The organism is Novosphingobium sp. HR1a (genome assembly GCF_015594425.1).
Taxonomy (GTDB): Bacteria; Pseudomonadota; Alphaproteobacteria; order Sphingomonadales; family Sphingomonadaceae; genus Novosphingobium; species Novosphingobium resinovorum_A.
Genome location: NZ_JABXWS010000107.1, coordinates 1 through 23271, shown reverse-complemented (window position 1 = coordinate 23271; position 23271 = coordinate 1). Strand labels below are relative to the sequence as shown.

Annotated in this window: 18 protein-coding genes; 8 read left to right on the top strand and 10 right to left on the bottom strand. The window is 60.7% G+C overall.

The window, feature by feature from the left end; genetic code table 11:
- Nucleotides 1–2: 2 nt before the first annotated feature.
- The 3 genes from HWN72_RS28015 to HWN72_RS28005 are packed head-to-tail and all read right to left on the bottom strand — an operon-like array spanning nucleotide 3 to nucleotide 3346.
- The gene (locus tag HWN72_RS28015) at nucleotides 3–932 is read right to left on the bottom strand and encodes a 3-keto-5-aminohexanoate cleavage protein (protein ID WP_211152017.1); all 930 of its coding nucleotides are present in this window, start codon (nucleotides 930–932) and stop codon (nucleotides 3–5) included.
- Nucleotides 933–941: 9 nt separating this feature from the next.
- Nucleotides 942–2138, bottom strand: a complete 1197-nt coding sequence (locus HWN72_RS28010; RefSeq protein ID WP_211152016.1) for a CaiB/BaiF CoA-transferase family protein — start codon at nucleotides 2136–2138, stop codon at nucleotides 942–944.
- 41 nt (nucleotides 2139–2179) lie between these two features.
- A complete protein-coding gene (locus HWN72_RS28005) occupies nucleotides 2180–3346 on the bottom strand; it encodes an acyl-CoA dehydrogenase family protein (RefSeq protein ID WP_211152015.1) in 1167 nt (388 codons plus the stop codon).
- A 223-nt stretch (nucleotides 3347–3569) separates the two neighbouring features.
- On the opposite strand from HWN72_RS28005, the gene HWN72_RS28000 reads away from it, so the two are divergent.
- Both HWN72_RS28000 and HWN72_RS27995 read left to right on the top strand, forming a co-directional pair.
- On the top strand, nucleotides 3570–4544 hold the full coding sequence (locus HWN72_RS28000; RefSeq protein WP_211152014.1) for an alpha/beta hydrolase: 975 nt from the start codon (nucleotides 3570–3572) through the stop codon (nucleotides 4542–4544).
- 11 nt (nucleotides 4545–4555) lie between these two features.
- A complete protein-coding gene (locus HWN72_RS27995) occupies nucleotides 4556–5611 on the top strand; it encodes an alcohol dehydrogenase (RefSeq protein WP_211152013.1) in 1056 nt (351 codons plus the stop codon).
- Nucleotides 5612–5626: 15 nt separating this feature from the next.
- Here the strand turns inward: HWN72_RS27995 and HWN72_RS27990 are convergent, their stop codons facing one another.
- Genes HWN72_RS27990 through HWN72_RS27980 form a run of 3 tightly spaced genes read right to left on the bottom strand, consistent with a single transcriptional unit; the run spans nucleotide 5627 to nucleotide 8216 of the window.
- Complete coding sequence (locus HWN72_RS27990; RefSeq protein WP_211152012.1) at nucleotides 5627–6874, bottom strand: acetyl-CoA hydrolase/transferase family protein; 1248 nt, start codon at nucleotides 6872–6874, stop codon at nucleotides 5627–5629.
- Nucleotides 6871–7758 carry a CoA ester lyase gene (locus tag HWN72_RS27985; protein WP_211152011.1) on the bottom strand — a complete coding sequence of 296 codons (888 nt, stop codon included), beginning with the start codon at nucleotides 7756–7758 and terminating at the stop codon, nucleotides 6871–6873. Before HWN72_RS27985 ends, HWN72_RS27990 begins: the two co-directional genes overlap by 4 nt.
- Nucleotides 7755–8216, bottom strand: coding sequence for a MaoC family dehydratase (locus tag HWN72_RS27980; protein ID WP_160987423.1), 462 nt, complete (start codon nucleotides 8214–8216; stop codon nucleotides 7755–7757). The genes HWN72_RS27985 and HWN72_RS27980 overlap by 4 nt, the downstream gene beginning before the upstream one ends.
- A 173-nt stretch (nucleotides 8217–8389) precedes the next feature.
- Between HWN72_RS27980 and HWN72_RS27975 the strand changes: the two genes are divergently transcribed.
- The 3 genes from HWN72_RS27975 (at nucleotide 8390) to HWN72_RS27965 (ending at nucleotide 12141) form a co-directional block, all read left to right on the top strand.
- Nucleotides 8390–9880 carry an aldehyde dehydrogenase gene (locus HWN72_RS27975; protein WP_211152010.1) on the top strand — a complete coding sequence of 497 codons (1491 nt, stop codon included), beginning with the start codon at nucleotides 8390–8392 and terminating at the stop codon, nucleotides 9878–9880.
- Nucleotides 9877–11025: an epoxide hydrolase family protein gene (locus HWN72_RS27970; protein WP_211152009.1), complete on the top strand. Its 1149-nt coding sequence runs from the start codon at nucleotides 9877–9879 to the stop codon at nucleotides 11023–11025. Before HWN72_RS27975 ends, HWN72_RS27970 begins: the two co-directional genes overlap by 4 nt.
- Before the next feature lie 111 nt (nucleotides 11026–11136).
- A complete protein-coding gene (locus HWN72_RS27965; protein WP_211152008.1) occupies nucleotides 11137–12141 on the top strand; it encodes an NAD(P)-dependent alcohol dehydrogenase in 1005 nt (334 codons plus the stop codon).
- 374 nt (nucleotides 12142–12515) lie between these two features.
- Here the strand turns inward: HWN72_RS27965 and HWN72_RS27960 are convergent, their stop codons facing one another.
- Genes HWN72_RS27960 through HWN72_RS27950 form a run of 3 tightly spaced genes read right to left on the bottom strand, consistent with a single transcriptional unit; the run spans nucleotide 12516 to nucleotide 18052 of the window.
- Complete coding sequence (locus tag HWN72_RS27960) at nucleotides 12516–14885, bottom strand: membrane-bound PQQ-dependent dehydrogenase, glucose/quinate/shikimate family (protein WP_248006408.1); 2370 nt, start codon at nucleotides 14883–14885, stop codon at nucleotides 12516–12518.
- A 3-nt stretch (nucleotides 14886–14888) separates the two neighbouring features.
- A complete protein-coding gene (locus HWN72_RS27955; RefSeq protein ID WP_211152007.1) occupies nucleotides 14889–17213 on the bottom strand; it encodes a TonB-dependent receptor in 2325 nt (774 codons plus the stop codon).
- 38 nt (nucleotides 17214–17251) lie between these two features.
- The gene (locus tag HWN72_RS27950) at nucleotides 17252–18052 is read right to left on the bottom strand and encodes an SDR family NAD(P)-dependent oxidoreductase (protein ID WP_289357708.1); all 801 of its coding nucleotides are present in this window, start codon (nucleotides 18050–18052) and stop codon (nucleotides 17252–17254) included.
- Nucleotides 18053–18361: 309 nt separating this feature from the next.
- Between HWN72_RS27950 and HWN72_RS27945 the strand changes: the two genes are divergently transcribed.
- A complete protein-coding gene (locus HWN72_RS27945) occupies nucleotides 18362–19552 on the top strand; it encodes an LLM class flavin-dependent oxidoreductase (RefSeq protein WP_248006407.1) in 1191 nt (396 codons plus the stop codon).
- Nucleotides 19553–19645: 93 nt separating this feature from the next.
- Nucleotides 19646–19951 (top strand): antibiotic biosynthesis monooxygenase, encoded by a 306-nt coding sequence (locus HWN72_RS27940; RefSeq protein WP_211152005.1) that lies wholly within the window; start codon nucleotides 19646–19648, stop codon nucleotides 19949–19951.
- A 166-nt stretch (nucleotides 19952–20117) separates the two neighbouring features.
- Here the strand turns inward: HWN72_RS27940 and HWN72_RS27935 are convergent, their stop codons facing one another.
- A complete protein-coding gene (locus HWN72_RS27935; protein ID WP_211152004.1) occupies nucleotides 20118–20624 on the bottom strand; it encodes a TetR/AcrR family transcriptional regulator in 507 nt (168 codons plus the stop codon).
- Nucleotides 20625–20739: 115 nt separating this feature from the next.
- Between HWN72_RS27935 and HWN72_RS27930 the strand changes: the two genes are divergently transcribed.
- Nucleotides 20740–23118 (top strand): membrane-bound PQQ-dependent dehydrogenase, glucose/quinate/shikimate family, encoded by a 2379-nt coding sequence (locus tag HWN72_RS27930; RefSeq protein WP_211152003.1) that lies wholly within the window; start codon nucleotides 20740–20742, stop codon nucleotides 23116–23118.
- Nucleotides 23119–23271 lie beyond the last annotated feature (153 nt).

Here is a 23271-nt window from a genome sequence, read left to right as displayed (position 1 = left end):
ATTCAGAATCCCACCTTGTCGGCACCCTTGAGCGCAAGGATCTCGCGAGCCTCATCCGGGGTGGCGACCTCCAGTCCAAGCCCCTCGATGATCTGGCGTACCCGGGTGACCTGCTCGGCATTCGACTTGGCGAGCTGCCCCTTATCGAGCCAGAGATTGTCCTCGAGGCCGACCCGCACATGACCTCCCATGGCGGCGGCCATTGCGGCCACTCTCATCTGCGAGACGCCGGCGGCAAGAACCGACCACCGGTAGTTGTCATCGAACAGACGATCCGCCGTGCGCTTCATGTGCATGACGTCATCGGGATGGCTCCCGATGCCTCCCATCAGCCCGAAGCAGGTCTGGATAAACAGCGGGCCTTCAACGAGCCCTTCCTGCCAGAAATAATGCAGGTTATAGAGCATCGAGGTGTCATAGCACTCGAACTCGTAACGGGTTCCGGTCGCATTGAGCGTTTCCAGAGCGTACCGGATATCTTTGAAACTGTTGCGGAAAACGAGGTCTTTCGATCCTTCCAGCATCGGCTCTTCCCAGTCGAAGCGGAAGTCCTTGTACCGCTTCAGCATGGGAAACAGGCCGAAGTTCATCGAACCCATGTTGAGGCTGGCAACCTCGGGCTTCCAGACCTCGGCCGGGCGAACCCGTTCCTCAACCGGCATGTAGGGCGAGCCGCCAGTGGTCAGGTTCACCACCACATCGCTGGCCTGCCGGATAACCTTGAGAAACGGCTCGAAAGCCTCGGGCGATTGGTCCGGCCGCCCGTCTTGCGGATTGCGCGCATGAAGGTGAACGATCGCGGCGCCTGCCTCGGCCGCGCCGATTGCAGCGTCTGCAATCTCGGACGCCGTAATTGGGAGATGCGGCGACATCGATGGGGTATGGATCGAACCGGTGACCGCACAGCTGATGATCACTTTGTTGGAGGGCATGGTCTGTTCCTATTTGCTTGCGGCGACCGCCTGAGCGATCCGGTCAGGAGTGAAGCCCGCGCATGTGCCCAGTATGTCCTGGGTATCGGCGCCTAGCGGCCGGCTCGGCGCCAGCGGGATGCGCGGAACGCCATCGAAGTTGAACGGCGACTGCTGCACAACGATGCGGCCATACTCTGGATGCTCGATCCAGCTCAGCGCACCGCGAGCGTGCATGTTGGCGTCTGAGACAACCTCGTCAAGCGTCCTTACTGGAGCGCAAGGCACGTGCGCTTCCATCATCTGTTCGAAAAGCGCCGAACTCGAATGGCGCTTCGTCCAGTCGGTCACGGTCGCATCGATGAGATCCATATGCTCGACTCGGGCCTTGAGCGTCGCGAACCGCTCGTCGTCCGCCAGGGCTTCTGCCCCCATGAGCCGGGCGAGATTGCGCCAATGGGCCTCGCCCACGCAGATGATCGCGATGTAGCCGTCTGCTGTCGGATAGACATTATAGGGCGCCTCGGCGAGCCCGCCATGACGGTTGCCCGTCCGTGCGGGTAGCGATGCATCGCCCTCGCCTCCCCAGTGCATCCCGAGGTTCGATGCGAGCGAAGCGTAGACTGCATCCTGCATCGCCACTTCGAGCCGCCGCGCGGTTCCGGTCCGTTCGCGTTCGAACAGCGCAGTGGTGATAGCCCCGTAAAGGTGAATGCCGGCGAAGAAGTCGGCCATTGCGGGCCCCGCCTTCACCGGAGGCTGGTCCGGGAATCCGGTGATGTTGATGATGCCGCCCATTGCCTGCACCGTCAGATCCATTGCCGGATATTTACTGTAGGGACCATCACGGCCGAAGCCCGAGCTGGAGGCATAAATCAGCCTGGGGTTGAGGGCCATCAGCCTGTCTGCGCCTACGCCCAGCCGGTCCATCACGCCCGGAGCAAAATTCTCTACGAGAACATCGGCCTCGGCCACCAGCGCTTCCAGCGCCTCCTTGCCTTCCGGCGTTTTGAGATTGAGAACGACCGAGCGCTTGCAGCCATTGAGCATTGCGAATGGCAAGGCCGCACCGCCGACCGCCGCACGGCGCCTCAGCGATTCGCCGCCCGGTGGCTCGATCTTGATGACCTCTGCCCCGCCGAGGGCCAGCAGGTAGGTTGCGTAGGGACCGTTATAGATCTGGCTCAGGTCGACGATCCTGATGCCCTCAAGCGGGTACTGCGTCATATCACTCGCCCAATATGTTTTGTTCTAACTGGCCCGAAGGATCAGTACGACTTCGGCAAATCCAGAACCTTCTCGGCAAGGAACGAAAGAATCAGCTGTTCTGTGATCGGTGCGATCCGGGTGAGGATCGATTCGCGGAACAGGCGCTCGACCTGGTACTCACGGGCGTACCCCATACCGCCATGGGTCAGCACGGCCTGGGTCGCGGCATTAAAGGCGGCACGGCCGGACAAGAACTTGGCGGCATTGGCTTCCGCGCCGCAGGATTGTCCCGAGTCGTACAGGGAGCCGGCGCGCATACACATCCAGTAGGCGGCCTCAAGGTTCGCCCAACATTCTGCGAGGGGATGCTGGATACCCTGGTTCTGACCAATAGGGCGACCGAACACCTTGCGATCGCGCGCATAGTCCGCCGCACGCCGCAGCGCATCACGTCCCAGACCAATCGCTTCGATCGCAACCAGAATACGTTCCGGATTAAGGCTGTGCAGGATGTAAGAGAAGCCCTTGCCCTCCTCGCCGATGCGGTCTTCGTCAGGGACGAAGATATCGTCGATGAACACCGCGTTGGAATCGACGGCATTACGGCCCATCTTGTGAATTCGGCGCACCTCGATCTTCGAGCGGTCGAGGTCGGTGTAGAACAGGCTCATCCCGTCAGTGGGCCGCTTGCAATCTTCCTTCGGTGTCGTCCTTGCAAGGATGACGATCTTGTCGGCGACCTGGGCGCTCGAGGTCCACATCTTGCGGCCAGTGATGCGGTAGCCGCCGTCGACCTTGCGCGCGAACATTTTGATGCTCGTGGTGTCCAAACCCGCATCCGGTTCCGTGACTCCGAAGCAGGCTTTCTGATCACCCTTGATAAGCGGCTCCAGCCAACGGGCCTTCTGCTCCGTTGTGCCATGAACGACAATTGCGTGAGGCCCGAAGAGATTGATGTGGATCGCGGAGGCCGCAGTGTAGCCACCGCCGCTCGAGGTGGCGGCATGCATCATCACTGCCGCCTCGGTCACACCGAGCCCTGCACCTCCCAGCTCTTCCGGCATCGTGATGCCAAGCCATCCTCCATCGGCCATCGCCCGGTGATACTCGTGAGGGAAGCGCGCTTTCTCCTCACATTCCGTCCAATAATCGTCACCGAAATTGGCACAGATGCGGCGAACACTCTCGTCTATCGCGAGGTGCTGTTCTGATAATGTAAAGTCCATACGCCGGTCTTAACGGTGGTAGGCAACGCAGCGTAATGATGGATTGCGTATGCGCGCCATAGCTGCACCGTATGGTCAAGACACCTTTCCCAAACGCCGACATAGCGCCGCGCTATGGCGCGCAGTCCAAACTCCTATTGGTCGCCCGCGCGCACAGCCGCCATCTTTCACAAGACTATAACAAGCGTCGGCTGACCAAAGCCTACGCAAGAAGGACGGGATGTTGGAACTGCCAGCTGCCACTGACGCGCCGCCTGAAGCGGCTGAGCCGATTACTCTGGTCGATCCGGAACTTGTGGCTGCGCTCTCAGCAATCCCGAACTTTGACACGCTGACAGCCGAAACTCTCGGCGACTTCAGGTCCATCATGGGGGACGCTGCTCCCACAGACGCAAACGATACGGTGGCCGTTGAGCGGATCGAGATTTCCTCCTCGCTTTCCGCCCTGCTTTATCATCCCTCCCGCCCCATGCTCGCTGAGCCTGCGCCGGCGATGCTCAACATCCATGGGGGGGGCTTCGTGATGGGAACGGCTGCCCGCGAGGATGTGCTCATGCGGGATCTTTGCGCACGCCACTCGATGGTCATCCTCTCGGTCGACTATCGTCTTGCACCCGAGGCCCCCTTCCCTGCCCCACTGAACGATTGTCTTTCCGGCTTCGACTGGCTCACGTCGCACGGCGGCGGGCTTGGAATTGCAAGCCACCAAATCGGCATCCGCGGCGTAAGCGCGGGCGGCGGACTTGCAGCCGGCCTTGCGCTCAGGCTGAGGGATCGGGGCCGAGCAGTTCCGTCGTGGCTGTGGCTGCTCTACCCCATGCTTGATGATCGCACGGCCGGTGCGCCTGGAACCGGTGATTTCGTGTGGACGCGCGCGGCGAACCTCTTCGGATGGACAAGCTACCTCGGGACTGAGCCTGGGCATGCCGGCACCCATCCCTACGCCGCGCCTGCGCGCGCGGAGAGCCTTGCCGGTCTTCCAAGGACATTCATCGCGACCGGCTCAATCGATCTGTTCGCAGCTGAAGACATGGAGTTCGCGAGGCGGCTGCTTGAAGCAGGAGTGCCGGTCGAGCTCCACGTCTATCCGGGAGCCTACCATGGCTTCAACCTCATCGCGTCAGCCTCGGTTGCAGAACGCTACCGTCTCGATGCCGAGCGCGCGGTCGCGCGCTTCATCGCTAATACAACTACCTGAAAGGACGTTTCATGAAAGCCTGGGCCGTAACGGCACCCAACGCCCCCCTCGAACAGCTCGAGATGGAGACGCCCCAACCTGAATCCAGTGAAGTCGTCGTACGCGTCACGCACTGCGGGGTGTGCCATTCCGATCTCCACTTCTGGAAGGGTGAGTATAACCTGGGCGGGGGCAAGGTGATGAAGCTCGCGGATCGCGGGGTGAAGCTGCCGCGATGCCCCGGCCATGAGATCGTAGGAGAGGTCGTCGCTTTGGGCCCCGATGCACAGGGCGTTGCGATCGGCGACCGTCGGATCGTGTATCCCTGGATCGGTTGCGGAACCTGCGACGCGTGCAAGGCCGAGCACGACAATCTTTGCACGGCGCAGCGCAGCCTGGGCGTTGTCCAGCATGGCGGCTTTGCCAGCCACGTGAAAGTCCCCCATCCGCGCTACCTGGTGGACCCGGGCAATATCGACCCTGCCCTCGCTGCGACTTATGCCTGCTCCGGAATCACGGCCTATTCGGCTATCCGGAAGGTCTTGCCGCTCGCACCCGAGCAGCCGGTGGTCCTGATTGGTGCCGGCGGCCTGGGACTGACGGCGATCGCAATGCTTCGTGCCTTCGGCCATCGGGCGATCATCTCGGTCGACGTGAGTGACGAGAAGCTTGCAGCCGCGACGGCCGAGGGCGCCAGCGCCGTTGTGAACAGCTCAGGTGAAGGCAGTCTCGAGAGATTGCTGGAGGTGACGGGCGGCCCGGTTCCCGCAGTCATTGATTTCGTGAACATCTCTCCCACCGCCAGAATGGGTTTCGACGCCCTGAGCAAGGGAGGTCGCCTGGTCGTCGTCGGCGTGAGCGGCGGTGAAATCACCCTTTCCCTGGCTGGCCTGGTCTTCAAGGCCAACTCCATCCTCGGCGCTCTGACCGGCTCGATCCAGGATCTGCGCGACGTTGTGGAAATGGCCAACAAGGGGCTGCTTCCTCCAACGCCGGTCGCTACCCTCGCCAAGGACAAAGTGAACGAGGCGATGGTCGCGTTGCGCGAGGGCAATGTGACCGGCCGCCTCGTTCTCGAAGACCTCTAACGAAAAGGCGTGGCGCTACATCGCAGCATGTAGCGCCCACCACTCGCGCTGCAGTTGGTCTCGAAATTGGGGAGCCGCGATTGCCGCAATGCGCGCACCGCGTTCAGCCACATCCAGACCTCGCAGATCCGCAACGCCATATTCCGTCACGATCATATCGACGTCGGTGCGGGGCAGGCTCGAAAGTCCGGGCGATGGCAAGGCGACCACGAGCCGGGAAACCGACCCGCCCTTTGCTGTTGCCGGCAAAGCAACGATGCTCAGTCCGCCCGGCGAAAGCTTGGCGGCGCGGGCAAAGTCGGGTGCCCCGCCCGCGCCGCTAACGGCACGACTGCCTGCCAGTTCAAGGTTGCACTGCCCGAACAGATCCACCGCCAGAGCAGAATTTACGGCCACGAGATCCGCGATCGAGGCGAGCCGCGCAGGATCATGCGTATGCTCGCAGCCCGCGATTTCGAAACAGTCCTGGTCGGCTGCCCAGTCGTACAGCGAACGGCTGCCGACCATAACACAGCCCTGATGGGCCCAACCTTCCTCCACCGCCCCAGCCTCTACCAGCACGCGAAAGCCCTCTCCGAGCATCCCACTCTGCATACGAAGGCGGCGATGGCCGGCGAGCGCTGCCAATAGAGCGGCCGGCACCTTGCCGATGCCAACCTGAACCGCAGAGCCATTTTTGACGTGGCCAGCGATTGACTTGGCGATTGTCACCGACACCTCATCAATCTCTCCGGTGTCGTAAGCGGGAAGAGATGTCTCGACCTCGCAAACGGTGTCGAATGCCTTCCTGTCGATCTTCGGGGATTGGGTGAGGTAGGGCACCGCGTGATTGACGACGGCGAGAATCCGCCGTGCGCGCCCCAGAACAACAGGCATGAATTCCGCCGCAAACCCAAGGGAATGCCGGCCATCCGGCCCAGGCGGCGATACCTGTACGACGCAGGTGTCAGGTGGGGTGCTGCATTCTCTCAGATGCTTGGTGAAGCCCCCATACGAGAGCGGCAGCCAATGGTAACGCCTCGCTTCGTGCAGTGAGCGAAAGGCAGGCTGCATGAACAGCCCTGTAACCTGGCATGAAGGATGCCAGGCGCCGAGGTCCAGTGCGTTGATGCCTGGTACTGCGCTGGTAACGATCTGGAGACCGCGGGTTCGTTCCGGATCCTGGCCCCAGGCGTCGAGAAGAGCGGTGGGCTCTCCCGTAGATCCAGCTACGAAGACGGTATCACCGGGGCGAATGGTATCGAGTATGGCCTCCAGGCTCATCTCGACACCGCTTCAGCCAAAGCAAGGGTCTGGCGGGCTTGCTTGAGATGCGGAATGTCGAGCATTTTGCCATCGAGACCGATGGTGCCGGCATCCGACGCGGCTGCGAATGCGTCGACAACCCTGCGCGCAAAGGCAATCTCCTCCTCGCTGGGCGTGAAGCTGCGGTTGATGGCGTCCACCTGAGCCGGATGGATTGCGATGCGGCCGGAGAAGCCCTCGGCGCGCGCGGCACGACACGATGCAGCCAGGCCCTCCTCATCCCGGAAATCGACGAACAGCGTCTCAATCGCCGGGACGCCGGCAGCGTGCGCGCCCAGCAGCGTCAGCGATCGCACCATCCTGAACGTGATCGCCCAGGCGCCGGTGGCATCAAGATTGGTGCTCGCACCAATGGCGGCGGAGAGATCTTCGGCTCCCCAGGTCAACCCGGCCAAACGACTGAGATTTGCTCCTGCATAGTCCGCGAGCCGGAACGGTGCTACCGCCGTTTCGGTCGCGACCGGCAGAATGCGGGTCGATCCGAGGTCGAGACCGTTCTGAGCCTCGAATGCGTCAAGATACAGCGACAATGTCCGGACATCCTCCGGGCCATCGGGCTTAGGCAACATCAGTCCATCCGGCGCGAACGGCATCACCGCGACGAGGTCATCGAGAGCGAGAGCGCTTGTAAGCGGATTGATCCGGACCCACAGTTCGCAGTGTCGGGTGCCGATCTTTCGCTCCCGCAGAAACGCCGCGACTTTTTCACGCGCTTCGGGCTTGTTCTGGGGAGCTACGGCGTCCTCCAGATCGAGGATCAGCGCATCGGCGCCGGCACCATCGGCCTTGCCCAGCTTCTTGTCGCTGTCTCCGGGAATAAACAGCCAGGACCGCGGCGTCATGAAGCCACCGGACGCTTGCGCTGCAGTCCCGACCGCCGACAATGGGCGACCAGATCACCATGCTGGTTGTAGGCGCGGTGCAGGAATGTAACGACACCCTGATCGGGCCGGGACCGGCTTTCGCGAAGTTCGATGACTTCAGTCTGGACGCGGATGGTGTCGCCATGGAAGACGGGCTTGGGAAAGCGGACTTCATCCCAGCCCAGGTTCGCAACGGCCGTACCCAGCGTCGTATCGCCGACCGAAATGCCGACCATCAGGCCCAGCGTGAAGGCCGAGTTGACGAGCCGCTTGCCGAATTCCGTCTCCGTTCTGCAGTATTCCTCGTCGAGGTGCAGCAGCGCCGGGTTATGGGTCATCGCGCTGAAGAGTACATTATCAGTCTCGGTCAGCGTGCGACGGATGGGATGGTCGAAGACATCTCCCACGTTGAGTTCGTCGAACCATTTGCCAGCCATGCATCGTTCTCCTTGATTTATCCCTCCCACCTAAGCTGCCGGCGCCTCCCCCGCTCATAGGAAGTGGTTATCCCTGTCAGACGAAGTCGCTATTTTGGCTTGGTCGCCACAGGCCCGAAGGTGTCCGCTCAAGCGATTCGGCCATTGCCGAAGCAACCGCTGTGAGAGGAAACATGGAAATCATCGAGCGCCAGGAAACCAGCCATCCGTTTCTCGACGGCCATCCCAAGCGACTGCTTATCGGCGGGCAATGGGTGAATTCGGTAACCGGCGAGACCTTCGAGGTCACCAATCCTGCAACGGGCAAGGTCATCGCGACTGTCGCACGCGGCAATGCCCAGGACATCGACCTTGCCGTGCGCGCTGCTCGCGCAGCCTTCGAAGGACCATGGAGCACCTGGTCGCCCTTCGATCGGCAGAACCTGATGCTCAAGATCGCTGACACGATCGAGAAGAACTTCGATGATCTCGGCCTGCTGGAAACCCTCGACATGGGTGCACCGGTTGCCCGGACAAGCATGTTCAAGCGGTGGATGCTCCAGGCCTTCCGGTTCTATGCCGCCCAGGCAGTGAACATTCGCGGCGAAACGCTGGAGAACAGCTTCCCCGGCTCCTTCATGAGCTACACCGTCAAAGATCCGATCGGTGTCGTCGGGGGCATCATTCCGTGGAACGGCCCCCTGATCACGCAGCTGTGGAGCATCTGCCCGACCCTTGCCACCGGCTGCACGCTGGTTCTGAAACCGGCGGAGGAGGCACCACTGTCATCGCTTCGGCTTGCCGAGCTGATGATGGAAGCGGGTCTGCCCGAGGGCGTCGTCAATGTGGTACCCGGCCCCGGAGCCACCGCCGGCGCCGCACTGGCCGAGCATCCGGACGTCAACAAGATCGCGTTCACCGGGTCCACTGCCACAGGCAGGAGGATCGTAGAGGCCTCGGCCCTGAACATGAAAAAGGTCGCAGTGGAACTTGGCGGAAAGTCGCCGGATATCGTGTTCGAGGATGCCGATCTCGATATTGCGGTGCCGGGCGCCGCGATGGGATGTTTCGGAAACACCGGCCAGGTCTGTTACGCTGGCACGCGTCTCTTCGTTCAGCGCTCGATCCACGATGCCTTCGCACAGCGCCTTTCCGACTTCGCGGCAACGCTGCGGGTGGGAGACAGCTGCGATCCTGCAACCCAACTTGGCCCCCTCGTGTCGAAGGCCCAGCTCGACCGCGTGACCAGCTATGTTGACCTTGCGCAGCAGGAAGGCGCGCGAGTGATGTTCGGCGGTGAACGGCTTGGTGGATCGCTCGCGGAAGGGTATTTCGTTACGCCGACGGTTCTCGCAGGCGTCAATAACGACATGCGCGTGGCGCGCGAAGAGATCTTCGGTCCGGTCATTTCCATCATTCCCTTCGATGACGAAGCAGAGGTCATCCATCTCGCCAATCAGACAGAATACGGTCTGGGCGGAGCCGTCTGGACCCGCGACGTCGGGCGGGCGCATAGGGTTTCGCGTGCGATCAAGGCGGGAATTCTGTGGGTCAACTGCTACGGCGTGACCGATCCCTCGGTCAGCTATGGCGGAACGAAAATGAGCGGATACGGAAGCAAGGGCGGTCCGCATCATATCGAAGACTACCTCTACTCGAAGACGGTGTGGCTGCGCACAGCATGAGCTTGCCTCGTCCTTTCCGGGTCGACGTCCCGCAAGAAAAGCTGGACGTCATCCGCACCCGCCTTCGCATCTCGGCCCTCCCGCCCGAACCCGATGACGCAGGTGAATGGAACTACGGGATCGACGGGGCCTTCCTGAACCGATTCATTGACCACTGGGTCCATGCGTACGACTGGCAGGCAGCACAGGCACGGCTCAACAAATGGCCCCAGTACGTCGCTCGGGTCGACGGGCTGGATGTGCATTTCTACCACGTGCGCGGAAGCGGTAGGGGACGCGCACTCGTGCTTACCCATGGATGGCCGGGATCCACATTGGAGTTCATGGGAATGGTCGAGCCCCTCGCCTTCCCTGACCGGTACGGCGGCGACCCGGCGTTAGGCTTCGACCTCGTCATCCCGACACTGCCTGGCTACGGGTTCTCTCAGGCAGCGCCGCGCCCCATCGGACCGCGCCGCATAGCGTCTCTATGGCGCAAGCTCATGACCGAAGTCCTCGGCTATGAGCGCTTCGGCGCACAAGGGGGGGATTGGGGATCTGCGGTTTCAACCTTTCTCGGAGCAGATCACGGCGACGTCGTCGCCGGCATTCACCTCAACATGGTCGCGGCAATGTCCCGTCCAGTCAGCCCCCCTTCATCCGACGAAGAAACCGCCTATTGGCGCACTCTCAGCAGGGTGCAATCCCGATCCTTCGGGTACCATCAGGTCCAGACCGAGAACCCGCAAACCATCGCGGCTGCACTGTCCGATTCCCCAGTGGGCTATGCCGCATGGGTGCTCGAGAAATTCAATGCCTGGAGCGACGCTTCTCTTGGTCTGGAGCAGCGTTTCGGGCTTGACGACCTCATCACCAACCTGATGATCACGCTCGTCAACGATGCTGTCGCGACATCCATCTGGCTATATCGCGGTCGCGCCACGGAAGCGGCAAAAGGCGGATATGCAGGCGTACGGGTCGAGGTTCCGACCGCCGTCGCGCAATTTCCAGCAGAGTTCATCCCCTACCCACCCCGGGGGCTTGCAGAACAAACTTACAATATCACACGCTGGACGATCATGCCGGCCGGCGGACATTTTGCAGCGCTTGAAGAACCTGTCGCGCTTTCCGACGATATCCGCGAGTTCTTCTCCCAGGTTCTGTAACGAGCTTCGCGTAATTCATGCCGGACAAGGATTCCCAATGTTCATCCAGTCCGCTACGCCACCCCCTGTTCGCTGCCCGATCGAAAAAAGATGCGTCAAGGAGCCGATACCATGCTTGCCTATCACCTCGTTGGAACCGATGGCATCAAGGATCTGCAGCCTGCCGAACTCCCAGTCCCATCTCCTCGACGCGGCCAAATCCTGATCAGGATGCGCGCGGCGTCACTCAACTTCCGCGACCTTCTTGTGGCCAAGGGTGGTTACGGCGCGGAAATGCCTATGCCGATCATTCCTCTGTCTGATGGCTGTGGCGAGGTGGTCGCCGTCGGGGACGATGTCAGCCGCTTCGTCGTCGGCGATCGAGCCTGCCCCACCTTTTCTAACAACTGGACTGGCGGACCGGTAGCGGCGGAACACATTCCGACGTCGCTGGGTGGTTTCGTCGATGGCGTGCTCGCCGAGTATGTCGTCTGCGATGCGAAGATGGCCGTGAAGCCACCAGCACATCTGTCGTTCGAACAGGCCGCGTGCCTGCCCTGTGCCGGCGTGACAGCGTGGTCCGCGCTGAATGGTCCACGGGCGGTAAAAGGTGGGGAAACAGTCCTGACACTCGGAACCGGCGGCGTCTCGATGTTTGCAGTTCAGTTCGCCCGCGCCGCGGGTGCACGCGTCATCGCGACCTCTTCCAGTGACGAGAAACTCGCCCAATTGCGCGCGCTAGGCGCTGATGACACCATCAACTATGCATCCCATCCCGACTGGGAGCACGAAGTTCTTCGCCTCACCGATGGGCGCGGCGTGGACCATGTCGTGGAGATCGGCGGCGGCGGAACCTTGCCAAAATCGATCGCATCGACGGCGGTGAATGGTCAGGTTCACCTCATTGGCGTCCTGACGTCCGGGCAGATAAATCCGCTGTCGATCATGTCCTGGAAAACCATACGCGGCATCCTCGTCGGCTCGCGCGATGATTTCGAATCCATGAACCGGATGATCGAAGTACATCGCATCGAACCCGTGATTGATGAAGTATTTGAATTCGACCGGGCAGCTGACGCCTATCGCAAGCTCGAAGCGGCGAAACATGTAGGCAAGATTGTCATAAGGGTCAGCTGACATTTCTGAACTGCAGCGCTGAACTTCTTCCCGTTCAAAATGCGCTAGGGTAACCCTTCCCGTGGTCCTGATCGTATTCACCCTGACCGATCATCCGCGCTCGACGCTGCGACTTCGGGCTACCGAAGGCAATGGCACGGTTAGCGAAGAATAGAACGTCGACACATGTTAGGGGATCGGTGCCGCTCAACCGACCCCGACGTGGTCGTTTTACCGACTACCGATTGTAACCCCTAAGCAAGCCACCAGCGCAGACTAACCTTCGCCGACCTGCGAAGTACGCCGCGCCCCTTCGACCGTTTGCTCGATGCCGATGCTGATAGCTGATGGTAAGTCCCACCACGTATTGCCGGACAGATCACCCCTGGTTCACCTTAACGGGACCGCGGAGACGGCAATGCAAATGCTTCGACGCGATCCATGAGCGGCGACTGGATGAGCACGCTGCCCCCGGAGACGATCACCACAAACTGGCGGCCACTCTTCGGCGATATGTAGGTCATCGGGGTTGCCTGTCCGCCGGTCGGAAGTCTGCCCTTCCACAGTTCACGCCCCGTAGCCGCGTCTAAGGCGCGGATGCTGCGCTCCTGCGCGGCGGCAATGAACACGATACCGCCGCGTGTGACAATCGAGCCGCCCATCATCGGCAGGCCCATTGTGATCGGGATGCCAAGAGGAACGCCCAACGGACCACTATCCTGCGTGGTGCCGAGGGGCTTTTGCCAAAGCAGCTTGCCCGTGTTCAGATCGACAGCGCTCATGAGACCGTAAGGCGGTGCATTGCACGGAGCTCCAAGCGGCGACACGAAGGTGTTCACCGATACGGCAAACGGTGTCCCACCCTGCGGCAACGGAAGGCTCAGATCATGGAACCTGATGCCCTTCTGCTTCTTTGCCATCGCGTCTGCCGTGACACGGGGAATCAGACGGACGGTCGAAGGCACCTGAATCGAATTGACGAAGAGTACGCTCCGTTCGGGGTCGACCGATACGCTGCCCCAGTTCATGCCGCCACCAATGCCTGGAGAGACGAGAGCCTCCTTGGTGCCGATCGGCGTGAATGGCCCATCGTAGCGCATCGAGCGGAAGCGGATCCGGCACCAGAGCTGGTCGAAAGGCGTGGCCCCCCACATATCGCTTTCTTTGAGGGTATTCCCAGCGAACGAGGGCATACCAACAGAGAAGGGTTGGGTTGGCGAAGCACGATCACCGGGTGCGGGATCCACCGTCACGCGTCGTTCGACCACAGACGCCAAAGGGCGACCGGTACGTCGATCGAGGACGTAGACCTGGCCGGTCTTGGTCGGCTGGACCAGCGCCGGAACCTGCCTACCGCCGATCTGCAGGTCCACGAGCGTAGGCTGAGAGCCAACATCGTAATCCCATACGTCATGATGGACGGTCTGGAACGACCAGCGTCGTTCGCCGGTTTGAACGTCGAGCGCCACGACCGAACTGCTGTACTGGTCGGAAAGCGCTGTTCGGCTCCCACCCCAATGGTCCGGTGTCGCATTGCCAGTCGGGACATAAACAAGCCCGAGCTTGTCATCGCCGCTCATCGGCCCCCAGCTGTTAGGAGTACCGAGAGTATAGGTTTCACCAGGCCCCGGTCTCCCGTGGAAGCCGGGACGTCCAAGATCCCACGCCCATGCGAATTCACCCGTCGCCACATCGAAGGCTCGGATGACACCGGATGGCTCGCCGACCTTTACATTGTCGGCGATCCATCCGCCGAGGATGACTTTGCCTCGTACAATCGTCGGCGCCGAGCTCACATAATAGAAGCCGGGATCGACCTGCCCCATGCCTTCCTTGAGGTTCACCATACCGTTTCGACCGAACGAACGACAGGGCCGCCCGCTGCGCGCATCCAGAGCAATCAGCCGTGCATCAAACGTTGCCGACACGATCCTGTCCGCACAATCGCTCGCATTGGGAACGTGTGCGTAGGCTACCCCGCGACATGCTGTGACCAGCGACGCCCCGGTAGGATCAACCTTCGGATCGAAACGCCACTTCTCTTTGCCGGTTTCGGGATCCAGAGCGATCACGACGTTTGTCTGCGAGCACAGGTAAAGCGTATCCCCCACCAGGATGGGCGTCGCCTCAAGAGGGCTCTGCGTGCCTTTCTGAACGATGCCCGTGCGATAGGACCACGCCGGCTGAAGCTTGGCCACATTGGTCGTGTTGATCTGGGTCAGCGGCGAGAATCGTGTTCCGGCATTATCTCGGCCATAGGCCTGCCATTGCCCATCGGGTTGCCCGCCAGGGTTCGTGAGCGATCGTACTGGAGATGAGGCCGATAGGGCGGGATTGCCTGACGGCAAAAGCGCTGCGACCAGAACTATTGCGAGAGTGCCGCATCCCAATGCTCCTGCGGTATATCCGGCCCGCGCGCCGGAGGTATCCCCCTCGCCCAAACCCCGTCGCACGAACGGCAGAGCGAAGAGCAATCCAATGAGCCCCGGACCGATCAGTCGGGGTGCAAGACCCCAGCCATTGAGCCCCGCCTCCCACAACGACCAGATCGCAGTCAATGCGAGAAACCCGGCATAGAGCCAGGCGCCTGATGAGCGCCTGATCCATAGGAGAATGCCGGCAAGCATCACAGCCGTCCCGCCTAGCAGGTAGTAGATGCTCCCACCCAAAGCAGTGAGCCACCCGCCACCGGCAGCAATCAACCCTCCAGCTACCAGGAGGAACAATGCGAAAGCGCGAAGGGCCACGATGCTGCCGGTTTTCAAGTCTTAGTGGAACTTGATCGTGAGGTCGGCCGAAACCCAGCGGGGCGGACCGTAGAAGCCGTAGCGATATCCGGCCACGCCGTTCAGCAGGAAGATCGACGTCTTGTAGCGCTTGTCGAAGATATTCTTGACGGAAACAGAGAGCCTGTACTTGTCGTCGATGTCGGCGATATCGACCTGCCCGTTCACGACACCATAGGATGGAACGCGCGCAGCCGGGTCATTCGCTGGATCGTTGTAGAAGTGCGACCGGGCCCGGCCATCGATCTGGAAGCCGATGGTCTTGTTCCCACCGTCGATCGGCAGGTCATATCGCAGCAGCGCCGAAGCCGTCCACGACGGTGCGATCGGCATCTTGGCGTCGTTCACGAACAGGCCGGCATTCGACACATCGTTGAGCTTGGAGTGAAGAAGGCCGCCATTGGCCTGGAATGTGACACGCGGGAAAGGCTTAAGAGTGAGATCCGCCTCCATGCCATAGAGCTTTGCATCGTTGTTCGTGATGAACGAGCCGACCCCGACGAAGGAGATGGCCTGATAGTCGCTGTAGTCGTAATAGAACGTCGAGGCGCTGATGTTGCCGCGGCGATCCCAGAAGCTCGCCTTGACGCCCACCTCGTAGGCCAGAAGGGTTTCCTGCGCATAACGGAACTGCTGGAACGGCAGGCCGACGGAAACCAGACCGTTGTTGAAGCCTGGCGCCTTCACGCCGCGACTGAATGAGGCATAGAGAAGCGTGTCGGGCGACGGCTTGTAATCCAGCTCGACCTTTGCCGACCACAGGTTCTTCTTGATGTGGTTGAGACCGCCCGCGGTCGCATCCGTGAACACATTCTCGCCGACGGCCGCGCCGACCGGGAGGTTGGCATCCTTTTCGTAGCCGACAAACGGATTGGTCGGATCAGTGGGCTGATAGATGCCGTTCACCTGCTGGATCGTCTTCTCATCGCGTGAGCCGCGCAGACCCGCGATGAGCGTCAGGTTCGACACGAGATCGAACTCGGCGTTTCCGAAAACGGCATAGCCTTTCGAGCGCTGGTAGACATTGGCTTTCAGCGCGACCGACCCAGGACCGGCAAACTGCGCAAGCGGAGCCAGAATGTTCTGCTCCTGCACCTGATTGAGGTAGTACGCCCCGACAGTGAAGCGGCTGGAACCGGCATCGATGTAAGCGCGCAGTTCCTGCGAGAACTGATGGCTTGGGTTGTTGTAGTGCGTCGCGCAGATGGCGACCTGAGTGCCGTCGCAATCCTCCACCGTGTTGCGACGATAGTGGTTGTAGCCCGTGACTGAGGTCACGGTCACATCGCCGATCTTCCAGTCCAGCTTATTGATCGCGAGGAACGATTTGGCTCCCAGCAGCTTGCGCAACTGACCATTGTCGGACTCGCCGCTGACGGGCCCGACACCCACTGCGTCAGGCGAACCCTTGGGCAGCGTGTACTGATAGCCAGTCGACGGATCCTGAGCGATGGCGTCGCGCCAGATCCCGCTCGTGTAGCCACTTGCCTTGTCGTACGAGACGCGCAGCACGTTGGTGAGCGTGTCGGTCGGCGTAAAAAGAACCGATCCACGGATCGATTTCGACTTAACCTGGCCGCCGTCGGGCTGGTTGCCCGTGCGATTGTCGAGCCAGCCATCGTTGTCGTGGTATTGTCCCGCCACGCGCACGGCGAGGATGCCGGGCGCGACAGGGGCATTGACCATGGCCGTCACAGTCCGGTCATCGTACGATCCGTAGGAACCGCTGATCGAGGCCTCGAACTTGTCGACCGGCTTGCTCGAAATGTAGTGGATCAGACCGCCGGTGCTGTTGCGGCCAAAGAGGGTTCCCTGCGGCCCGCGCAAAACTTCCACGCGCTGCATGTCATAGAGAGGGAATGCACCGGCGCCGGTCGTCACGAGGTACACGTCGTCGACGTACGTTGCGATCGGAGCCTCGGTGCCGTCGTTGGAATCGTTTTGGGCGACGCCGCGCACCGAGAAATTGGTGTTCGTCCCTGGGCCATAGATCGAGGTGTTCTCGACATTGGGAACCGCGTTCACGACTGCGGTGGAATCCTTGATCGACATTTTGTCGAGCTGGTCTCCGCCCAGCACCGAAATCGAGATGCCGACATCGTTGAGCTTCTGCTCACGCTTCTGGGCGGTGACGACAATCTCGGCGATACCGTAATTTTCGCTGCGAGTTGCTGAAGCGGGCGGAGCCGGCCGATCTTGGGCTTCTCCGGCGGCTTGCGCGAAGGCCGTGGCTGGTGCGGTCGATGCGAGAAGGGCCGCCGTCAAGCGGGCACACTTCATCCTCGACGAGTAAGACTCGATCGTCATTTCACTCTCCCCTTTGTGTTATACTTTTGCGTGCTTGATCAGGCGTACTTCGCCTTGAGCCCTTCCATGAAGCGGTTCAGATTGGGCAACCCCGTAGCCGCCACCACGCCTCCATCGACCGGGATAGCTGCACCGGTGACATAAGAAGCCGCATCGGAGGCGAGGAACGCCACAACCTCGGCGACCTCTTTGGCAGCCCCAAGCCTGCCAAGCGGAATGGCATTGATGAACGCATCCAGAAGACCGGGAACCTGTGCAACGCCCGAGAACAGAGCCGTGTCGATGGCGCCGGGGCATATCGCATTCACACGGATGCCCTGCCCGGCCAGATCGAGTGCGAGGTTCTTGGTGTAGTTGACGATGCCGCCCTTGGCCGCGTTGTAGGATGCCATCCCGAAATCACCGGAAAGGCCCGAAATCGACGCATTGTTGATGATCGACCCGCCACCAATGGCCTTCATGTGCGGGATCACTGCCTTAGAGCAGTAAAACACCGAGAACAGATCGACTTCCAGGACCTTGCGCCAGAGATCGGCTGAGGTGTCGCTGGTCGAGCCCATCCCACCGATGCCGGCGTTGTTGAACAGGACATCGATCCGACCGAACCTGCCCATACCAGCATCCACGGTCGCTGCGACGTCATCCTCGATCGACACATCCGTACGCAGGTACACGGCCTTGGAACCGAGGCCCTCAGCAAATTGCGCGCCGAGCTCATCATTTAGATCGGCGATGGCAACGCTACCGCCTTCGTCGACAAAGATCTGTGCGAAAGCCGCCCCCATACCTGAGGCGCCACCGGTAACCAGCGCAACTCTACCTTCGAAGCGTCCGCCCACAGCCATCTCTCCATGTTACGCCCGATGTACGGGTCGTTCTGGAAGCAGTGGTGCAACCGACCGCGGTTTCGTCAAACTAAGGTTTGCGTCTGCCTGCCATAGCAAACCCATATGATGACCCAAAATGCTCCAACGTCGGGCATCAACCGTAACCTATACGGCTGCATAGGGTTTTCATATGCACCCCATAATCAACTACTGGGTTACGCAGGCGACCCGGGGGCATATCGCTATTGGCTCCACACCGCCGCACGTCTGGTCGGTGATAAGGGTCATTAAGCGCGTATCAGCGCGAGGAGAGAAGATATCATGGCGAGAGGCAGAATTCGGTTTGGTGCGTTCATCACGCCTTTCCACACCCCTGACGAAAATCCCGGTCTGGCGCTGGAGCGTGACTTCGAGCTGGTCGAGTGGATGGAAAAGCTGGGCTACGACGAGGTCTGGTTCGGCGAGCACCACAGTGGTGGCTGGGAGATCAACTCGAGCCCCGAACTCGCAATCGCTACGGCAGCTCAGCGCACCTCGCGCATCCGCCTTGGCACCGGGGTTTCATCGGTTCCCTATCACCATCCCTTCATGCTTGCCGACCGTATCCGTCAGCTCGAGTATCTGACGAAGGGCCGTGTAATGTTCGGCATGGGTCCGGGCTCCCTTCCGTCGGACGCCCATATGCTGGGCATCGATACCGCGAAGGTGCGCGACATGCTCGACGAAGCGATCGGTCCGATGGTCCGGCTGCTCAAGGGCGAGACCGTCACCTGCAAGACCGACTGGTTCGAGATGCGCGACGCGCGGCTTCAGCTCGCACCTTACGACGAAAACGGCGTCGATATCGCGGTCGCCAATCAGGTGTCCCCGACCGGCGCCCGCGCAGCGGGCACGTTCGGCCTTGGGATGCTTTCGCTCGGCGCTACCACGACAGGCGGCTTCAACGCCCTCGCCTCCAACTGGGCGATCGCCGAAGATCTGGCCAAGGACCACGGACAAACCGTGGACCGGTCCCGCTGGCGGTTGGTCGGCCCGATCCATGTCGCTGAAACTCGCGAGCAAGCCCGCGCGAACGTCGAATACGGTTTCCACCGCTGGATCGACTACTTCCGGCACGTGGCTGCCCTTCCCCTGGCACCCGCCGGCGTCGATCCGGTCCAGATGATGATCGATTCGGGCTTCGCAGTGGTCGGCACGCCTGACGATGCCGTCGAGCAGCTCGAGCGACTCATCGATCAGTCCGGCGGCTTTGGATGTTTCCTCAAGCTGGGCGTGAACTGGGTCGATTTCGCCCAGACCAAGCGCTCGTACGAGCTCTTCGCACGATACGTCATCCCGAAGATCAACAACCTCAATGCCAACCGGGTGGCCTCTGAAGCCTGGCTGCGCGACAATCATGCAACGTTCTCCGGCGCCATGAAGTCGGCGGTGAGCGCGCGAATCGATTCCCATGTGGCTGAAAAGGGGGCTCAGCATGTTGCCCCCGGCGTTCAGGACGCACTTAAGGCCTGAACTAGGCCGCACCGTTCGGACGGCGCTCGCTCCCAACCGGGCGCCGTCCGGACATTCAATCCCCACCAATTATCCGTGAAACAGGCAATGCGAATGATCGAAGAACCCTTCGTCAAAATGTACCAGCTCCAGCCCAAGGAAGGTATGACTGGCGACCTCATCGTGGCTCTGCGCGCGTTGGCCGCTTCGCTGGCGGACATCGACGAATGCCTGAGTTGCACCATGCTGGCGGGTCATGAACCGGGAGAGACGGTGGTTTTCATGGAGCGCTGGCGCAGCGCGGCCGGCTATCGCAGCGCATCGAGCCAGATCGACGGAAGTCTGTTCGCACCCTTTGCCCGCCTCTTGGCGACCAAGCCGCAAGTGCATGAACTCGCCGAAGTGCCACTTACCGCCTGACTGGAAAGCTGATGAAGCACTCCCTTTCATTCAGCCCGCATCGCCGCGCCCCAGCCCCCGTCTTTCGCGGCTGAACTTGCCAAGCACGCGCTGCCCGGCCATCTGACCGCCATGCTCCGATCTGCTCTTGCTGCGCATGAGCGAGCAAGATCTTCTCGGAAGCAGGTCAGGAGCCCGGAGCAACATCTTCATCGGGAAAGATAAGGATGTGGAACAGGCGGGTCTCGAAATCCACCATTCCCCGCTGTGTCGCGCGCTCCGCATCCGCCACGCCATTTTGCGTCATTCGCGCCGCAATGAGGGTCACGAGCCTCCTTCGATAGTCTGCGAGCAGCTTTCGAAAGTGCGGATTACGCGCAGCTTCCAGGAACAGTTCAAAGCGCGCGAGGCCTCTCTGACGGTTTGACGGGTGGGAAAAGTGCGAGAGCAACGCATCGAAATTTACCGAACCATCATCGAAAAGGTAATCCTGCGCATCCTGAAAATCAGCGCCAAGCACAGAGTCCATCGCAAGCTCAAGCAAGGCTTCCCTAGTTTTGCAGTAATAGGAAGTGGAACTGGCTGGAAGACCAGCAGCCTGGTCAACCGCGCGGTGCGTCAGTCCGCGCGCACCCTTCTCGGCCAGCGTCTGTACCGCGGCGTCCGCGATCACTTGTTGCCGCTCTGTTCTCATCAGTATTCATAAATCCTATACAGGTGTATTGTTAGAGACCTCTACGGGTGTATAGGCCCCGGCTTAGACGACGCCACGCTCGAAGGCGAGCCGTGGAAACGCTGGAGCCTCCCCTATGAAAAAACAAAGCACGTCTCCCCGGGTTTGGTATCTCTCATTGTTGGGATCTGCCTTGGCGCTAACAGGTGTGATTCTTGCAGCCGGCGGGGCTTATCTCGCAACGCTGGGCGGATCGTGGTACTATCTACTAGCCGGTGCCGGACTGACCGTCGCCGGAATCCAAGTCGCGCGATCACACCTCTCTGGCGCCTTCGTATTTGTCGGCGTCCTGCTGGCAACCGTGATCTGGTCGATCTGGGAAGTCGGATTCGAATTTTGGCCGCTTGTCCCTCGCCTCGGCCCTTTCCTTGTGATGACCGCAGTGCTGCTTGCAATACTGCCCCACCTTACAGACGGCAGAGGTCGCCGCGCTGCGAATTTGGGGGCGCTGGTGGTTGTGGCCGGGATAGCGGTTGGGATTGCATCAATGTTCCAGGCGCACGGGGTTGTTCGACCGGACACGCCGAAGGGAACTGCTGGACCGGTTGCCCACAACCAAACCGAATCGCACTGGCAGTATTTCGGACGAACTCCGGCGGGCACACGCTTTGCGCCCGAGGAACAGATCACGCCTGCTAACGTCGCTGGCCTCGAGGTGGCCTGGACCATGCGGACAGGCGATATGAGCAAGACAGGTGTCGAAGCGCAGAACACGCCGCTGCAGATCGGCAACAGGCTATACGCGTGTACCCCGCGCAACCAAGTCCTGGCCTTGGACGCCGATAGCGGAAAAGTTCAATGGCGCTTCGACCCCGGTATTCGAGAGACCAGCTATAGTCGGTGCCGCGGACTGGGATACCACGAGGCAGATCAGGTCAGCGCGACCAATTCTGACGCTTCGACCGATGATTCCACAGCGGAATGCCGCAAACAGATCGTGATGACCACGTTCTCCGCCAAGATGCTCGCTTTCGATGCCGTAACTGGAAAGGCATGCAAATCGTTCGGTCAAAACGGCGTCGTTGATTTGCGGCGACAAGTCGGCGGCGGTAACCCTGCATTCTACTTCCAGACCTCCGCCCCCACTATCGTACGAAACCTTGTCATCGTCGGCTCCTTCGTGATGGACGGTCGCGCTGAGAAGATGCAGTCAGGGGTCATCCGGGCTTACGACGTGAAGAGCGGAAAGCTGGTTTGGGCATTTGATGCCGCGCGTCCCAATGACACCACGCCCCCGGCAGACGGCACGGACTTTGCGCTAAGCACCCCCAACATGTGGTCTACGCCAGCTTTCGACGACAAGCTCGGCATGATCTACCTGCCACTCGGCGGCGGTTCCGATGATTTCTGGTCAGAAAACCGTAGCAAGGCGACCGAAGAATATTCGACCTCGATCCTTGCTCTCGACATCGCCACCGGACGCGAGCGTTGGAAATTCCAAACAGTCCACCATGATCTGTGGGATTACGATGTCGCCTCCCAACCTGCACTCGTCGATGTGCTCGATGAGCATGGCCAGACCGTGCCTGCGTTGATCCAGCCCACCAAGACAGCCCAAATCTTCATGCTCGACCGGAGGACCGGGAAACCCATCACGCCAGTGAAGGAACTGCCGGTGCCCCAGGGCGGGCAGCCAGGTAACAGAACGTCCCGCACCCAGCCATACTCGGTAGGGATGCCGCAGATTGGGTCCAGTGGCCTGACCGAAGCCTCGATGTGGGGTGCCACCTTCTTCGACCAGCTCGCATGCCGCATTGCCTTCCGCAAAGTGCGGTATGAAGGCCCCTTCACCCCCATCACCACCAAGCCGACCCTGTTTTATCCAGGCTATTATGGCGGCTTCAACTGGGGCGGCGTTAGCATCGATGAAAGCCGCAATCTGATGATCCTCAACGACATTCGGATGCCGCAGGTCGTCACTCTGGTGCCGCAAGCCGAAGTGGATCCTAAGGAGGCCTCAGTTTCCGATTCGCTCGGGCTGTATCCGCAGCAGGACGGTGCTTTCGCCACCCGGCACCAGTCGCTGATGTCGGTTCTTGGGATTCCTTGCAATTCACCGCCATGGGGAACCATGACGGCGATTGACCTGAAAACCCGTCAGATCGTGTGGCAGCGGCCTATGGGAACTATCAAAGACTCCGTTCTGCCAATCGGCATCAAATCGCCGCTCTCGATCCCGGTGGGCATGCCGACGCTCGGTGGACCGATGACAACGGCCTCAGGTCTGACATTTTACTCTGGTACGCAGGATTACTACTTGCGGGCGATCGACACTCAGACCGGCGATGAATTGTGGAAAGGGCGCCTACCGGTCGGCACCCAATCGACGCCTATGACCTACACATCGCCGAAATCGGGGAGGCAATATGTCATCGTTACTGCTGGTGGGTCACGAGGCTCTCCGGACCATGGCGACTTTATCATAGCATACGCTCTGCCCAAGAAGGCGCCCTAACTTTGCAAGGCTGCCGGCCTCAGTTAATTTCTGCGGCCGGCAGCCTTGAATTCGTTCGGATGATACCGATTTTGCGGTGCCACAAAGCGTGAAAACTCTAGTTAGTACGAGCAATCTGATAATATATTTAAATATTACCTATTTAATTTTCAA

Bases quoted from the DNA above. Each gene is read 5' to 3' on its own strand.
- HWN72_RS28015 (WP_211152017.1), bottom strand. From the start codon at position 932: ATGCCCTCCAACAAAGTGATCATCAGCTGTGCGGTCACCGGTTCGATC.
- HWN72_RS28010 (WP_211152016.1), bottom strand. From the start codon at position 2,138: ATGACGCAGTACCCGCTTGAGGGCATCAGGATCGTCGACCTGAGCCAG.
- HWN72_RS28005 (WP_211152015.1), bottom strand. From the start codon at position 3,346: ATGGACTTTACATTATCAGAACAGCACCTCGCGATAGACGAGAGTGTT.
- HWN72_RS27995 (WP_211152013.1), top strand. From the start codon at position 4,556: ATGAAAGCCTGGGCCGTAACGGCACCCAACGCCCCCCTCGAACAGCTC.
- HWN72_RS27990 (WP_211152012.1), bottom strand. From the start codon at position 6,874: ATGAGCCTGGAGGCCATACTCGATACCATTCGCCCCGGTGATACCGTC.
- HWN72_RS27985 (WP_211152011.1), bottom strand. From the start codon at position 7,758: ATGACGCCGCGGTCCTGGCTGTTTATTCCCGGAGACAGCGACAAGAAG.
- HWN72_RS27980 (WP_160987423.1), bottom strand. From the start codon at position 8,216: ATGGCTGGCAAATGGTTCGACGAACTCAACGTGGGAGATGTCTTCGAC.
- HWN72_RS27975 (WP_211152010.1), top strand. From the start codon at position 8,390: ATGGAAATCATCGAGCGCCAGGAAACCAGCCATCCGTTTCTCGACGGC.
- HWN72_RS27970 (WP_211152009.1), top strand. From the start codon at position 9,877: ATGAGCTTGCCTCGTCCTTTCCGGGTCGACGTCCCGCAAGAAAAGCTG.
- HWN72_RS27965 (WP_211152008.1), top strand. From the start codon at position 11,137: ATGCTTGCCTATCACCTCGTTGGAACCGATGGCATCAAGGATCTGCAG.
- HWN72_RS27955 (WP_211152007.1), bottom strand. From the start codon at position 17,213: ATGACGATCGAGTCTTACTCGTCGAGGATGAAGTGTGCCCGCTTGACG.
- HWN72_RS27945 (WP_248006407.1), top strand. From the start codon at position 18,362: ATGGCGAGAGGCAGAATTCGGTTTGGTGCGTTCATCACGCCTTTCCAC.
- HWN72_RS27940 (WP_211152005.1), top strand. From the start codon at position 19,646: ATGATCGAAGAACCCTTCGTCAAAATGTACCAGCTCCAGCCCAAGGAA.
- HWN72_RS27935 (WP_211152004.1), bottom strand. From the start codon at position 20,624: ATGAGAACAGAGCGGCAACAAGTGATCGCGGACGCCGCGGTACAGACG.
- HWN72_RS27930 (WP_211152003.1), top strand. From the start codon at position 20,740: ATGAAAAAACAAAGCACGTCTCCCCGGGTTTGGTATCTCTCATTGTTG.